Below are 14,521 nucleotides of genomic sequence, written 5' to 3'. Positions count from 1 at the left end.
CCCACAGGCTAGGCTGGGCTTGTCATGGTCAAAGTAAAAGTGCTCGGATCCTTCCGGATCGAGGTTGACGGCCACGCGATAGACGTGAGCGGGCGCCTTCCCCGGATGCTCCTGGCACAACTGCTGATCGCCCGTGGGACCGTGGTGCCCACGGATCAGATCATCGAGCGGCTGTGGCCGGCAAAGATCCCGCCCAGCGCCCAGGCGACGTTGCACGCGTACGTCGCGCGTCTGCGGCGTGCCCTGGAACCGGAACGGCCCCCGCGGGCCGCCGCGCGACTGCTGGTCAGCGCGCCGTACGGCTATGCCCTCGTCCTGGAACAGGACGCGGTGGACGCTTGGGTGTTCGAGCGGCGCGTCATGGACCGCACGGCGGGGGAGCGGACGCCCCAGGCCGTCGCGGAGCTGGCCGAAACGCTCGCCCTGTGGGGCGGGCAGCCGTACGCGGAGTTCTTGGACGAGCCGTGGACCGTGGGCGAGCGTGCCCGCCTGGAGGAGATGCGCCGAACCGCCCGTGAACGGCTCGCGGCGGCGCGCCTCGGTTCCGGACTCGTGGACCAGGCGCTGGCCGACGCGGACGCGCTGACGCAGGAACAGCCGTTGCACGAGGAAGCTTGGCGGCTGATGGCGCTGGCGCTCTGGGCGAAGGAACGCCAAGGCGAAGCCCTGGGCGCGCTGCGGCGGGCCCGGCGCGCGCTCGACGAGGAACTGGGAGTCGAACCCGGCGCATCTCTGGTGGAGTTGGAGCAGGCTCTGCTGCACCAGCGCCTGGAAGTGCTGCATCGGGCGACGGGCACGGGGGCCGTGCCCGAAGCGCCGACCACGCTCGTGGCCGACCGGCTTCTGGGCCGCGAGGCGGAGCTGGGGGTCCTGGCGGCTGCGGCGGATCGGGCACGGCAGGGCCACGCTCAGGTGGTCCTGGTCTCCGGTGAGGCCGGTATCGGCAAGTCGAGCCTGCTGGAGACGAGTATCAGCCAACTGACCCAGCAGGGCTGGCTGGTGGGGTTCGGGCAATGCCCCGAGACGGACGGCGCCCCGCCCGGCTGGGCCTGGCTCGACATGCTGCCCGGTCTTGCGCGGGTTGCCCCGCCCGGTCCGTATGCCGCAGCGCTGGCGCCGCTGCTCACTCCCGACGACGCAGCCGGTTTCGGGCAGTCCGACGGCAGCCCCGCCCAGCGTTTCCGCCTGCACAGAGCGCTCGTCGGCTGGCTCCGGGAGACGGCCCTGCGCCGCCCTTTGGCGATCGTGCTGGACGACCTGCACCGAGGTGACCAGGAGAGCGTCGAGCTGTTCCTGCTGTGCGCCGAGCAGCTGCGCGACGTACCGGTGCTGCTGGTGGGTTCCTACCGTGCCGGAGAAGGCGACCTGACCGGCGCACTGGCCCGCCTGGCCGTCCTCGCGCCCGCACGGGTGGCCCTCGGCGGACTGTCGCAGGCCCACGCGAAGGAACTGCTGCGGCGCGGCGCGTCCGACATGAGCGATCACGTCGCGGTGGCCTTGGCCGAACGCACCGGAGGCAACCCCTTCTACCTCCGGGAGAGTTCGCTCCTGCTGGCCGGCGAGGGCGAGCAGCAAGCGCTGGCAGCCGTCCCCCAAGGGGTCCAGGACGTACTCAAGCGCCGACTGGCCCTCCTGTCACCCGCCGTCACGGCCGGACTGCGTCTTGCAGCCGTCGCCGGGCGCGAGAGCTCGCTCACCCTCCTTCTCCGCGCCACGGACGACGACCCCGACCGGCTTCTCGACGCCCTGGACGCGGGCGTCACCGCAGGACTGCTCACCGAGCCCCGCCCTGGAACGGTCCGCTTCACGCATGCTCTGGTACGCGACGCTCTCGCCGCCGACCTCACCCATCTGGGGCTGGCCAGGCTGCACTCCCGCCTGGGCAGGGCCCTGATGTCCCTCGGCTCCGACGACGTCGCCGCCACAGCCCATCACCTCCTGCAGGCGGCCCCGGTCGTCACCGCCGACGCCGGGCCCGCGGTCCGCCACGCCCTGCTCGCGGGCGAGCAGGCAGTGCGCCGCTACGCCCCGCAGAACGCCGAGGCCATGCTGAGCGCCGCGCTCGACCTTCTCACCGGCCACCCCGAGGCCTTCGCCGATCAGGATGCCGCCCGGCTGCGAGTGACGGCTCTGGGCCAACTGGTCGACTCCCGGATCCGCATGGGAGCGATCGTCCCGGCGCGGGAGGCCCAACAGGAGGCCGTACGCGTGGCCCGGGCGGAAAGGCAGGCCGACGGCCCCTGCGAGACCCCCGAGGCCGAGCCCGCCTCCTCGCGTACAGACCTGCTGATCGCCGCCTATACGACCTGGACCGAGCCGACCCCCTGGCGGGTGCGCGCCTACGCGGTGTCCGACCCCGAGGCCGTCGAGGAACTGGACATGCTGCTGACGAGCCGGGACCTCACCGACCGGCAACGATGCCTGCTGCTCGACCAGCTGGCCGACGCCCTCGACGACTCCGACCCGCGCGCCGTGGAAGTGGCACTCGAGGCGGTGCGGTTGGCCCGTGCCGCGGGCGAGCCCCGGCTGCGAGGACTGACCCTCACCTCATTGCTGCGCCGGATCGACTGCGACCTCGACCCCGAGACCTACGAGCGGCTCCACCTCGAACTCGCCGAGGTAGCCGCTGCCGCGGACAGCCCCGAGTACTCCTGGATGAGTCACTACATCGCCGCCCGGATCGCCGCCGGCCGCAACGACCCGGCGGAGATGGAGCGCTGCCTCGTCCGCGCGGATGACATAGCCCGCACCTACGAGCTCCAGGGCCTGTTCGCGGTGGCCCGGCTACGGCATTGCATGCTCGCCATGGCACAGGGCCGGTTCGACGAAGCGGAGCGGACTCTGGCGGAGGCGGTGGACGAACTCCGGGCACGAGGAGCCGTCGATCTCAGCGGCCTGGCTGCCCTGAACATGGGCTGCATCCGGGTCCAGCAAGGACGCCTCGCCGAGATGCTGCCCATGCTGCTCGCGGTGTGGGAGCAGTACCAGCCGGTCAACGAGGCTCTCACCGCGCTCTCCCTGTCCGCCGCCGGACGCCTCGAAGAGGCCCGTGCCGTCCTGGACCAACGTGTCCCCATCCAGCGCGACTTCGCCTACGTCGTGCTCACCCAACTGCGCGGTATGGCCGCGGTCGCCTTCGATGACCGCGCACTTGCCGCGGAGGTCTACCAGGACCTGCTCCCCCTGCACAGTCTGGCAGGGGGCGTGAGCAACCTGTCCATGGCCTTCCGGCCCGTCGCGCAGACCCTCGGAGAACTCGCCCAGTACCTGGACCGCCCCGACCAGGCACGCCACCACTACCTCGAGGCGGAGCGGGTGGCCACCGCATGGAACTCCGCGCACTGGGCGGACGCCGCTCGGGCCGCCCTGGCAGTACTGCCGCCGGTGTCCGCGTAGCAGACCGTCACCTCATACCGCAGGGACCCGTTCGACGAGTTCGGCCAGGAACGCGGCCGCGAGTTCGAGGAAGTGTTGCGGTGAGTCGGTCGTCAACTGGAGGTCCACGAGCACCTCGTCGTCGCCGGCCGTGCACATCAGCCTGAGATGGTCGCAGATCTGGCGAACGGTTCCCCGTTGGAACGCCTCTGCGGCATCGGCCCCGGACGCGGTGATCTCCGCGTTGACCCGGAACACCCGGCGCAGGGCCGCCGGGTCACGCCCTGCCCGCTCGGCCGCCTCGGTCGCGACGGCCCAAAGACCCTGGAAATACGGCAGCGGCATCGAGGCCCCCAACCAGCCGTCCGCACGCCGGCCGACGCGCTCCAGCGCCGGCGGAGTGAAGCCGCCCAGCAGCACCGGCGGCCTCGGACTCTGCCGCGGTTTGGGCAGGATCGTCGACTCGGGAATCTGCCACAACGAGCCCGCGTGAACGACAGGATCCGACTGCCATACGGCGTCGAGAACGTCGAGGGTCTCCTCCAGCCGTGCGCCACGGCCGTGCCAGGGCACCCCGGCGGCCGTGTACTCCTCGCGCATCCAGCCCAGCCCGAGCCCCACGTCCAAGCGCCCGTGACTGATCAGATCGAGCGTTGTCAGCGAGCGGGCGAGCAGGAGGGGAGGCTGCCACAGGGCGTTGAGGGTGCTGCTTCCGAGCCGGACCCGTTCGGTGACCGTGGCCGCCACGGTCAGAGCGAGCAGTGGGTCGAGGTGGGTGCCGTACCGCGGCGGCATCGGCTTGCCACTGAGGTACCCGTCGGGAGGGATGATCGGGGCCAGAAGCCGATCGGCTGCCCAGAGGCTGTGGCAGCCGAGCGTCTCCAATGCCGCGCACATCGTGGCGGTGTGGTCGGGGTCGGCGAACGGGCCGAACTGGGGGACGGCGAATCCGATGCGCATCGGTGAGAGTTCCTCGATCGGTACGGGACAGGGCGTGCCTCGGCTTGCCGGAGGTCATGGCGCCCAGTGTCCTGAGCCCCCATTGCAGAACCCTTGTAAAGGACTTGCCCGACAAGAAAATGAACCGGGCACACCCCACCCTCTGACCTGGAGGTCACCCCCGCGGGCTCAGCATCCGTTCCAGCAGATTCCGCGTAGCCCGTTCCACCCGAGGATCGTGGTGGGACGGGTCGTTGAGGGCCAAGGGCCAGTGGAAGGTGCCGGCGACGAAGATCAGGGTGCCGTCGCCGTGTTCGCACAGGCTGGTGTTCTGGACGCGGCGGCCGCGGCCCCCGTCGAAGCCGTCGCCGTAGGGGGACTCCGACAGCAGGGTGCGCCACGCGCCCTTCGGCGGCGGGGCCTTCCTGTCGTGGCCGTCGGCCTCGCCGGCGACCAGGCCGGGTATCTCCTCGCCGTCCTTCAGGCCGGTGCCCGCCCAGAACCAGTGGCCCGGTTCGCGCACCACCAGCGGCACCGGCTCCGCGAGGATGCCGTTGTACTGCACGCCCAGCAGGCCCTGTTCGGCGCGGCCGTGCTTCCTGCCGTGCCGGTCCTCCAGGTCGCGCCAGCGCGTGGTGGGGCCGTGCTCGTCGGGTGCGGGGTCCTTGGTCTGCTTGTAGCAGACGACCTTGCGGGAGGGCACCCCGTCGGACGATTCGGCGACCCGCACATGGAAGTAGATGTTGTTCGCCGCGAGGAACGCCACGTGCGTGCCGGTGGCCACGGCCCGCTCGACGGTGTCCCGCATCGCCTGCGACCAGTACTCGTCGTGGCCCGGGAACACCATCGCGCTGTACCGCCCGGGGTCGACGCGTCCCTCGTGGAGGTCGACGCTCGTGGCGTACGTGACGTCGTGTCCCTCGGCCTCGGCCCAGCGGGTGAACGCGATGTCCAGTTCGGACCAGCGGGGCAGGCCGTGGTCGGAGTAGGGGCGGTCGAACGAGACATGGAACGCCCGGTGGGCGTTGTTTCCGACCACCCCCGGCCTGGCGTACCCCTTGTAGAGGTTCTTGCCGGTGCGGCCGTCCAGCGGCCACTGGTTGTACGCCTGGTACGTGGTGAAGGGGAGGACCACCAGCAGGTCCGAGGCGCGTTCCGGTTCCCGGACGACGAACGGGGTGCAGCTGCGGTGTCCGTCCTCGGCGCGGAACACGGCGAGATACAGGCCGGACACCCAGGCCGGGGGCACGCGCTGGGTCCAGGACGCGGGCCAGCCGCACTCGATGGCGCCCGTACGGGGGTGGGGTACGGGTGTCGGCCGCGGCGTGCCGTGCAGGCGGGGGCTGGTGGTCAGCAGGCGGCCGCCGGTGCCGTCGTAGTCGCCGAGGCGGTAGATCTCGACGCGGAAGGGCTGCGGGGTGCGGACGGAGACGTGGAAGGCGATCGTCTCGCCGGGGCCGACCGAGGTCGTCGACGTGTATCCGTGGATCTGGCCGAGGCGGTCCCGGGTGCTGAGGCGGTCCTCGGGGGAAACGTTCCAGCCGGCCGTGCCGGGGCGGGTGTTCTCGCGCGCCGCCGGGTTGGCGCCCGTGGCGGGCATCTTGCGCGCGGGCCGCGTCGGCCGGGCGGTCGTCCCGGCCTCGAACGTGTACGTCCCGAGCCCGCCCGCCGCCACGGCACCGACCCCGAGCGTGCCGAGGGCCCTGCGGCGGCTGACGGCGGACAGATCGGCGGCGGACAGATCGGCGGCGGCCGGACGAGCTGCGTCGGACATGTGCGTGGTCCCCCCGAACCCGGCACGCGTCCGTACACCCGCTCTTCACCCACCGGTCACGAACGCGTGTGACTGTTGAAGACTTCCACCCAGTCAGAGGGCGATCCGGCACGGTGCGTTGCCTGGGGGAGGGGTGGGATTGCCGCCCGGCCTCAGCCCTCGCATCCCGTGATGTCGTCCTTGCACCCGGGCGCGTCGTCGGTCGGCACCGTGTCGAGCCGCCACATGACCAGGCCGTCGGTGTCCTCGCCCGCGCGGGCGACCCTGGCGGTGAAACGGCTGCCGGCGGGGATGTCGAACCGGTCCGCCTCGCGGTCCCCGCACGTCACCTCCCACTCGCTCTCCACGGCGCCCCGGGCGAGGGTCAGGGTCACCGAGCGGGTGGCGGGCGCCTGGCAGGTGACGTCGAAGGAGTAGGGCCGGCCTCCCGGCGCCTCGAAGGTCCTGTCCAGGCCCGCTTCCAGGTCCGCCATTCCCTCGTCGACGCGCGAGGCGCCCTCGGGTTCCCCGGCGTTCAGGGCGCGCGTGGCGCCCCGTATCGCGTCCTCCTCGTCCTCCTTCCCCTCCCAGGACGGGGCCTCCCGGTGTTCCGGGCGGTCCTGGGAGGAGGCCCGGTCCTGGTGTTCCCCGCACCCGCCCGTCAGCGCCAGGACGGACGCCGTGAGCGTGAGGACGAGGCCCTGGCGGGTGCGCATCGGGGCTCCAGTCAGGTGTCGTGCCGGGTGCCCTGCCCCGGCGGCGGAGTGAGTGTCGACGTGTAAGACGCCAACGGGCTCGAAAGGCTCACTCCCGCCATCCGGTCGTACTCCGCGAGGATCAGCTCCTTGGTGCGGTACGTGCCGTACCGGGTCTCGTCCTTGCGGCGCACGATCGGGAAGGTGTCCAGGATGTACGAGGCGTCCTCGCGCGAGACTCCGTACAGGTGGAGGAACAGGGCGTCGAGCTCCGCGCGGATCACCTGGCGGCGGTCCTCGTCCCAGCGGAACGGGGCCCCGGTGTCGCCCAGTTCGGCCGCGAAGGGTGCCATGTCCCTGGCCGTGTAGCCGAGTTCCAGGGCGCGGGGGACGATGAAGTCGTCGTGTGCCGCCACCATCTCCGGGGTCAGCATGGGCAGTTGCTCGAAGATGAAGAAGTTCAGGTTCACGCCGCCGGCCTTCTGGCGGGCCACGAAGTCGAAGACGAACGACGCCGCGATCGTGTGCAGGGGGGTCCGGGCCTTCGCGCCGCCCGGGAAGGTGATCACCGGCATGCTGTTGCCCACCGCCGCCACCGGCAGCCCGGCGATGATCACCGACCGCTCGTCCGTGCTGCGGCACACATTGCGGAAGCCCGTCAGCCAGCGCGCCCCCCGTGGCAGCGCCGCGTGCACGGCGTTCTGATCCACCCAGTAGCGGGGCAGCACCGTGGCGTCGGCGCTGCGCTTCTCCGCCGGTGTGACGTCCCGGGTCGTGCCGTCCTGCGCGTACGTCGCCCAGCGGTGGTCGTAGTGGTGGAGCATCTTCGCCTCGTACAGCGGGAGCATGCGCTCCGCCCCGCGTACGAAGACGTTCGCCGTCAACTGCCAGCCCTCGCGCTCCAGTTCCTCCCGGGTGTGGAAGAGCGACGAGTCGTTGGACATGTCGAACATGCGCGTGAACGACACCCCCCACGGGTTCGAGCCCTCCTCGACCAGCACGGGGACGCGGCGGTACACGCCGAGCGTGATCTCCGCGTCCCGGCGGGTCCGGAAGACCGGGCAGGTGCCCGTGTTGGGGTTGAGGAGGGTGATCTCCTCCGGGGCGAGCTCGAACGCCTTCTCCGGGTCGTCGAGTTCGGCCGGGTCGTGCAGGAAGAAGGCGAAACGGGCCGCCCTCTCCCGGGCCGCGCGCCCGGTCAGCGCCAGGATGCTGAACTTGAACGAGCGGTGCACGCCCGGGAAGAGCGGCGCCGCGTTCTCGAAGTCGTACAGGGCCGACAGCGCGCCGGTGCTCACCAGGTCCTTGAAGAAGAACTGGGTCGTCGCGTCCGTCGCGATGCCCGTGGGCACGATCACGCCCATGCGGCCGCGCGTGCCGGTCAGCATGCGGTCGGCCTCCGAGAACACCGCGTACGTGTTGATGTCGCCGCGCCCCGTCAGCGGATAGCGTCCGCTGCCGCGCAGGAAGTGGCTCTCGCCCTCCGCCTTGCGCTTCGCCGCCTCGAACTCGGCGTACAGGGCCCGCCCGTCCGGGTCCTCGCGCAGGCCGGCGATCAGCTTCTTGCGGGCCGCCGCGTTCTTCGCCGTGGCGATCGCCGGGTCGCGCTGGGCGAAGAACTCCTGCTCCTGGAGCTTGATGCGTTCCCACGGCGGATTGCCCACCACGCAGTCGAAGCCCCCGGCCCACCCGGTCCCGGAGTCGACTCCCGCCTCGGGGACGGCGAACACCTCGGGGAACTCCAGATGCCAGTGGAAGAAGCCGTACCGCTCCCGCAGCCGCGCGATCTCCTCGTGCGTGGAGCGCGGTGCCGCGTCGGCCGCCGGGTCCTCCAGCGCCCGGAACACGCCCTCGGTCACCGGCAGCGGCGCGTCGGCCGTCTTGCGCCAGACGAACGCCGCGCACCAGGCGTCCGCCACATGCAGGGCCCGTACGTACTCCGCCGACTCCGACCAGTCGCGGTACGCCTCCTCCTGCCGCCGTACCTCGGCGAGCGTGTCGGAGCCGGCGCCGGTGATGCGGCGCAGCCCGGCCGCGAACGCCGCGTTGGCGACCTTTGTCTCCCCGCCGAGGTCGAACAGGCCGCCCTGGCCGCCGTGTTCGAGCCGGTTCTGCTTCTCCAGGGACTTCGCGACCTTCTTGTCGTCGCCCTCGATCGGCTTGAACGCGGCGTCCGGGATGCCGTCCCGCAGCAGCGCCGGAGTCGCCCCGATCAGCGCGTTGCCGTGCTTGATGTGCGCGTCCAGGAATCCCAGCGGCTTGCCCGGCTCCAGCGCCTCCAGCCACAGCGACACCTTGGCCAGCTCCACGGCCATCGGGTTGAGGTCCACCCCGTACACACAGCGGGCCACGACGTCGTGCAGGGCCCGGCGAACGGCGTCGACCGGGGGCTCCGGCAGCCGCTCCCGGACGGCCGCCACGCGCTTGGCGATCCGCCGCGCCGCCGCGACGAGGAAGTGGCCCGAGCCGCACGCCGGGTCGCACACCGTCAGCGCGAGCAGCTCGCGTACGACCGCCTCCGTCGGGTCGGGGCCGCCCGCCTGCTCGCCGCGCTTGACCGCGTCGTCCAGGACCGGGTCCAGCGCGGCGTCCAGAAGCCGTTCGATCAGCGGTGACGGGGTGTAGTAACTGCCGGTCGTCTTTCGGGTGTTGCCCGCCAGCTCGACCAGCTCGAAGGAGCGGTCGGCGGCGCTGTGCCGGGGCACCAGCTCCAGCAGGGACTCGTAGATCGAGCCCAGCTCCTCCGCGTCCAGATGGCGGTAGTCGACCGTACGGCGGCGGCGCGCGCCCGGGTCGCGGACCTGGGAGAGGTGGCGTACGGCCGTCAGCAGGGACTCGTTCGACAGCGACAGCCCGTCCAGCGGGGCGTCGGCGTCCGTGCGGTCGAAGATGCCGCCCAGGCCGGGCAGGCCGAGCTCGGGCCGGCCGCGCTCGTCACCGAGGGCGTCCAGGACGAGTCGCAGCGCCTGGTACAGGTCGCCGTGCGCGGTGCCCCGGCGGCGCCGGGCGTGGGCGCGCAGCCGGGCCGACGAGAAGTACGCGGCGTACCGCTCCCGGGCCCGCTCGCTGGCGTCCGGGCCGTGCAGGACCTGCCGGTCCTCGGCGACGAACAGGAACAGCAGCCGGTAGACCAGCCGCAGCAGGGCCGTGTGCAGGGCCTGTACGTCGAGGTCCGCGCGCAGCGCGCCGTTGTCCGGGTGCCGCAGGAAACCCGTGCCCAGCGCGGTGATCGCCTCCTGCACGCCCCGGCGCAGCTGGTCCAGCGCGCGCGTGCCGGAGGCGATGGCCTCGGTGCGCCACCTCTCCAGCACGCAGGACGAGGGCGCGGCGCCCTGGGCCGTGTCGAAGCGGGAGGCGTGCAGCACCCGGTAGAGCAGCACGAACTCGCTGAACAGCTCGCCGTCGAAGATCGCTTCGAGGTCGAACTCGACGTACGACGCCGTGGCGAGCGCGCTGGAGTCGCGCAGGATCCGCAGCCGGCGGCCGTTGGTCAGCACCCCCCACAGATGGTCCTCGGTGCGGTTCAGGCACTCCTGGAGCATCGACTGCGGGGGGATCGCGCCTGAGCCGGTGGGGCGCCGGTCGAGGTGGGCGTTCCACGGGGCGAGGTGGATGAGGGCGTGGTTCCAGCGGTGGCTGACCGGGAAGCGCCGCTCGGGGTCGTCGTCGGCCGGGATGCCGTCCGCGCCGACCGGGGTGAGCAGGCCGAAGCCCAGCTCGGCGAAGAGGGGTTCCAGCCACTGGGCGATCGCGAGGCCGGTGGGATCGGCGCGGACCTCGGCCTCGGGGGCGGCGGGCAGCCTCTCGCGCAGCTCGCGCCAGGCCGCCTTCAGATAGTCCCAGTGCCGCTCGGCCTCGTCCCGGACGGAACGCGAGCCCACGACGCGGTAGTCGGAGGGCGCGCAGCCCGTGACGTTTCCGCCCTCGGCGATGCGCAGCAGCATGTCGGCGGGGAGGAGGCCGCCGACGGTGTGCACGGCGGTGAAGACCTGGTGGCTGGCTGTGGCGGACATCAACCACGGATCGTACAAGAGGCCCAGATCGGCGACTATGGTTCACATCTGTGAACACCGTGAACCGGCTTGGGCGGCCCGTCAACAGGCCTGGGCTGGGAGCCCAGCGAGCGTTCCGCGACCCGCGCCAGATGGCGGGCCAGGACCTCCCGTGGCTCCGGGGTCAGCGTGCGCAGCGCCACCAGTGCCGTGATCACCACGTCGCACAGTTCCGACTGGACGTCGTCCCAGGTGTGGCTGATGCCCTTGCGCGGGTTCTGGCCCGTCGCGCCGATCACCGCCTGGGCCGCCTCGCCGACCTCCTCCGACAGCTTCAGCATGCGCAGCAGCAGGCCCTCGCGGCCGGCGACCGGCTGATCGGCCTCCAGCCAGGACCACAGGGCGTCGACGGTCGCGAAGAGGTCGGGGGGAGCCGGGGAAGGGGCTTGGTCTGCCATGGCGGCAGCTTGCCACGGGGGTGTGACAGCCCTGGCGCCGTCCTACTCGCCGTTCCCCCTGAACATCGCGTCCTCCTCCTCGAACAGCGCCTCCTGCTCGCCCTCCTTCTCCTCCCGTAGCCGCCGGTTGCGCATGCCCACGACGACGGCCGTCACCGCCGCGGTCGCGCCGAGGGTGATCGGGACCATCCAGCCGCGGTTGACGGCGTGGCCGAGGAGGGCGTCCAGGGAGATGCGCCCCGGCCCCGAGATGGCGAGGCCGGCCGCCGCGAGGCCCAGCGAGGCGGCGTACTCGTAGCCGCCCTCCGCCGCGAAGAAGCCGTTGGGCGCGTGCACGGCCGCCGCGCCCGCCATCGCGCCGGCCGCCGCCGCGCCCGCCGCCGGGGTGGCCAGACCCAGCGCCAGCAGGGTGCCGCCGCCCGTCTCCGCGAGGCCGGCGGCGGTGGCGCTCGCCTTGCCCGGCCGGTAGCCGACGGACTCCATGAACTGGCCCGTCCCCTCCAGGCCGTGTCCGCCGAACCAGCCGAACAGCTTCTGTGTGCCATGGGCGACCAGCACACTTCCGGTCCCCAGCCGGAGCAGCAGCAGGCCCAGATCACGTCGGTCGTAAGAGGTCACGATGTCTCCCGGTGCGGGCAAGAGGAATGGTGTGGACAGCGGAATGGGTGCGGACAGTGGGAACCCCCCTCTCGCCTCTCCACCGTCGCACCGGTTACACCCTCTCGGCCCGCCCGGGCCGCCGTTCGGGTGGCGGGCCCCCGGGAGCGGTGTGAGGCTGGCCGACATGACCATTCAGCCAGCCAGACTCAGCGATCCGGCCGTCCGGTCCTTCGTCACCGCCGTCAACGCCCACGACCGCGAGAGCTTCCTCAAGCTGCTCACGCCGGACGCGACGATGTCCGACGACGGCTCCGACCGTGACCTCGCCGAGTGGATCGACCAGGAGATCTTCACCTCCCACGGCCACATGGAGGTCGAGACCGAGTCCCGGGGCGGCCGCGACCTCGTCGCCCGCTACAGCAACGACGCCTGGGGCGAGATGCGCACCCGCTGGCACTTCGAGGTCGAGGACGACGGCCGCATCTCCCGCTTCGAGACGGGTCAGGCGTGACGCCGGACGCCCCCGCGCGCGACCCCTTGCCCTGAAGCGCACTCCAACTCCTAGCGTCTCCCGGCATGGAGACCACGAGGACTTTGGGACGTTCGGGCATCGAGGTCAGTGCCCTCGGCTTCGGCTGCTGGGCGATCGGCGGTGAGTGGCAGACGCCCGACGGGCAGCCGCTCGGCTGGGGCAAGGTCGACGACGAGGAGTCGATACGGGCGATCCATCGCGCCCTCGACCTCGGCGTCACCTTCTTCGACACCGCGGACACCTACGGCGCCGGGCACAGCGAACGCGTGCTGGGCCGCGCCCTGGGCGGGCGCCGGTCCGATGTCGTCGTCGCCACCAAGTGGGGCAATGTCTTCGACGAGGAGACCCGCACGCTCACCGGCGCCGACGACTCGCCGGAGTACGTCCGCCGCGCGCTGACGGCGTCGCTGAAGCGCCTCGGCACCGACCACATCGACCTGTACCAGTTCCACCTGAGCGACGGCGACCCGAAGCGCGCCGCCGAACTCCGGGACGCCTGCGAGGAGTTGGTGCGTGAGGGCCTGATCCGGGCCTACGCCTGGAGCACCGACGACCCGGCCCGCGCCGCCGTGTTCGCCGAGGGGGAGCACTGCGCGGCCGTACAGCACGCGATGAACGTGTTCCAGGACGCGCCCGAGATGCTCGCCCTGTGCGAGGAGGCCGACCTCGCCGGTGTCAACCGCAGCCCCTTGGCGATGGGGCTGCTGGCCGGGAAGCGCCAAGGGCCGCTGGAGGCCGGTGACATCCGCAACCGTCCGCCGGCCTGGCTCCCGGGCTTCGAGGAGGGCACGGGCGCCGCCGCGGACTGGGTGGCCCGCGTGGACGCCGTCAGGGAGATCCTCACCGGCGACGGCCGTACGCTCGCCCAGGGCGCCCTGGCCTGGCTGTGGGCCCGCAGCCCGCGCGCGATTCCCATCCCGGGCTTCCGTTCGGTGGCCCAGGCGGAGCAGAACGCGGGCGCGATGGCACACGGCCCGCTCACCGCCGAGCAGCTGACCGAGGTCGACCGACTGCTCGGACGACTGCTCGGACGGTGAGCCGAGCGTCCCGAAACGAACCCTCGGACGAACCCCGCGTATGCGGGCAGCCGCCCCTCGGCCCGGCGTGTACCTCGCGGTCCCGCGCGAGGCCCACCCCCATCCGGTGCCGTGGGGCGGCTGCCCTCCCCCCTCGGTATGGCTGGTGTACGGAATCCCCATGTCTCAACTGTGAAGTTCCCGTGGAGGAAATTCGAGCATAGGGTCCCTACCGGCCGCAATGGTCCGGATGGCCAAATTCCGCTTGTGCAGGTTGAGAAGTTGACGGCCCGTGCGCCGCTCAGCCCCGCCCCACGTACGGCATCGCCGTCGCCAGTACCGTCGCGAACTGCACGTTCGCCTCCAGCGGGAGCTCCGCCATGTGCCGCACCGTGCGCGCGACATCGGCGACGTCCATCACCGGTTCCGGCGCGATCTCGCCGTTGGCCTGCAGTGCCCCGGTCTCCATCCGGGCCGTCATGTCCGTCGCCGCGTTGCCGATGTCGATCTGGCCGACCGCGATCCGGTACGGCCGTCCGTCCAGCGACAGCGACTTGGTCAGCCCCGTCAGCGCGTGCTTGGTCGCCGTGTAGGCGACGGAGTGCGGCCGGGGTGTGTGCGCCGAGATCGACCCGTTGTTGATGATCCGCCCGCCCTGCGGATCCTGTTCCTTCATCTGCCGGTACGCCGCCTGCGCGCACAGGAACGCCCCGTTGAGGTTGGTGTCCACCACATGCCGCCACGCGTCGTACGGCAGGTCCTCCACCGGCACCCCGCCGGGACCGAACGTGCCCGCGTTGTTGAACAGCAGGTCCAGCCGCCCGTACCGCTCCCGCACCGCGTCGAACAGCGCGGCCACGTCGTCGGGCCGCGAGACGTCCGCCCGTACGACGAGACAGTCGGCGCCGGGCATCAGCGCCGCCGTCTCCTCCAGGGTCTGCGTGCGCCGGCCTGCCAGCGCCACCGACCAGCCCCCGCGCGTCAGTTCGACGGCCACCGAACGGCCGATGCCGGACCCCGCGCCCGTGACCAGCGCGACGGCCGCCCGTTTGACGTTCTGCTTGGCATTCATGGAGCCGCAGCGTACGGGAGGGTCCGCCATCCGGAACCGATTCATCCGCCATGTGACTGTCGTGTACGTGCCAGCCCGGCGTCGTTCCG

The 14,521-nt window shown here is 71.9% G+C and carries 10 protein-coding genes; 3 read left to right on the top strand and 7 right to left on the bottom strand.

The features are described 5' to 3' along the window. The first annotated feature begins 105 nt into the window (after positions 1-105). Complete coding sequence (locus ACZ5NW_RS11315) at positions 106-3,396, top strand: ATP-binding protein (protein WP_468743555.1); 3,291 nt, start codon at positions 106-108, stop codon at positions 3,394-3,396. 12 nt (positions 3,397-3,408) lie between these two features. On the opposite strand, the gene ACZ5NW_RS11310 is transcribed toward ACZ5NW_RS11315, so the two are convergent. The 6 genes from ACZ5NW_RS11310 to ACZ5NW_RS11285 all read right to left on the bottom strand — a co-directional run bounded on the left by ACZ5NW_RS11310 (position 3,409) and on the right by ACZ5NW_RS11285 (position 11,830). Continuing rightward, the gene (locus ACZ5NW_RS11310) at positions 3,409-4,335 is read right to left on the bottom strand and encodes a TIGR03619 family F420-dependent LLM class oxidoreductase (RefSeq protein WP_468743554.1); all 927 of its coding nucleotides are present in this window, start codon (positions 4,333-4,335) and stop codon (positions 3,409-3,411) included. Positions 4,336-4,489: 154 nt separating this feature from the next. Then, positions 4,490-6,088 (bottom strand): N,N-dimethylformamidase beta subunit family domain-containing protein, encoded by a 1,599-nt coding sequence (locus ACZ5NW_RS11305; protein ID WP_468743553.1) that lies wholly within the window; start codon positions 6,086-6,088, stop codon positions 4,490-4,492. Positions 6,089-6,240: 152 nt separating this feature from the next. Beyond that, positions 6,241-6,783 (bottom strand): hypothetical protein, encoded by a 543-nt coding sequence (locus ACZ5NW_RS11300; RefSeq protein WP_468743552.1) that lies wholly within the window; start codon positions 6,781-6,783, stop codon positions 6,241-6,243. Between the two features lie 11 nt (positions 6,784-6,794). Next, entirely contained in the window at positions 6,795-10,775 is a 3,981-nt protein-coding gene (locus ACZ5NW_RS11295) for an Eco57I restriction-modification methylase domain-containing protein (protein WP_468743551.1), read from the bottom strand. A gap of 35 nt (positions 10,776-10,810) precedes the next feature. Then, a complete protein-coding gene (locus tag ACZ5NW_RS11290; protein WP_468743550.1) occupies positions 10,811-11,212 on the bottom strand; it encodes a MazG-like family protein in 402 nt (133 codons plus the stop codon). Positions 11,213-11,254: 42 nt separating this feature from the next. Further along, positions 11,255-11,830: a DoxX family protein gene (locus ACZ5NW_RS11285; RefSeq protein WP_468743549.1), complete on the bottom strand. Its 576-nt coding sequence runs from the start codon at positions 11,828-11,830 to the stop codon at positions 11,255-11,257. 166 nt (positions 11,831-11,996) lie between these two features. Here ACZ5NW_RS11285 and ACZ5NW_RS11280 point away from each other — a divergent pair, with 166 nt between their 5' ends. Continuing rightward, the gene (locus ACZ5NW_RS11280; protein WP_468743548.1) at positions 11,997-12,323 is read left to right on the top strand and encodes a nuclear transport factor 2-like protein; all 327 of its coding nucleotides are present in this window, start codon (positions 11,997-11,999) and stop codon (positions 12,321-12,323) included. A 65-nt stretch (positions 12,324-12,388) separates the two neighbouring features. Then, complete coding sequence (locus ACZ5NW_RS11275; RefSeq protein WP_468743547.1) at positions 12,389-13,381, top strand: aldo/keto reductase; 993 nt, start codon at positions 12,389-12,391, stop codon at positions 13,379-13,381. A 280-nt stretch (positions 13,382-13,661) separates the two neighbouring features. On the opposite strand, the gene ACZ5NW_RS11270 is transcribed toward ACZ5NW_RS11275, so the two are convergent. Further along, positions 13,662-14,432 carry an SDR family oxidoreductase gene (locus ACZ5NW_RS11270; protein ID WP_468743546.1) on the bottom strand — a complete coding sequence of 257 codons (771 nt, stop codon included), beginning with the start codon at positions 14,430-14,432 and terminating at the stop codon, positions 13,662-13,664. Positions 14,433-14,521: the final 89 nt, after the last annotated feature.

The organism is Streptomyces sp. NPDC032126, assembly GCF_055580085.1.
The sequence above is the reverse complement of the archived record's forward strand: the minus strand, read 5'-3'. Positions and strand labels throughout refer to the sequence as shown.

Coding starts and splice junctions, on each gene's coding strand:
- ACZ5NW_RS11275 (WP_468743547.1), top strand. CDS start 12,389: ATGGAGACCACGAGGACTTTGGGACGTTCGGGCATCGAGGTCAGTGCC.
- ACZ5NW_RS11290 (WP_468743550.1), bottom strand. CDS start 11,212: ATGGCAGACCAAGCCCCTTCCCCGGCTCCCCCCGACCTCTTCGCGACC.
- ACZ5NW_RS11300 (WP_468743552.1), bottom strand. CDS start 6,783: ATGCGCACCCGCCAGGGCCTCGTCCTCACGCTCACGGCGTCCGTCCTG.
- ACZ5NW_RS11310 (WP_468743554.1), bottom strand. CDS start 4,335: ATGCGCATCGGATTCGCCGTCCCCCAGTTCGGCCCGTTCGCCGACCCC.
- ACZ5NW_RS11315 (WP_468743555.1), top strand. CDS start 106: ATGCTCCTGGCACAACTGCTGATCGCCCGTGGGACCGTGGTGCCCACG.
- ACZ5NW_RS11305 (WP_468743553.1), bottom strand. CDS start 6,088: ATGTCCGACGCAGCTCGTCCGGCCGCCGCCGATCTGTCCGCCGCCGAT.
- ACZ5NW_RS11295 (WP_468743551.1), bottom strand. CDS start 10,775: ATGTCCGCCACAGCCAGCCACCAGGTCTTCACCGCCGTGCACACCGTC.
- ACZ5NW_RS11280 (WP_468743548.1), top strand. CDS start 11,997: ATGACCATTCAGCCAGCCAGACTCAGCGATCCGGCCGTCCGGTCCTTC.
- ACZ5NW_RS11270 (WP_468743546.1), bottom strand. CDS start 14,432: ATGAATGCCAAGCAGAACGTCAAACGGGCGGCCGTCGCGCTGGTCACG.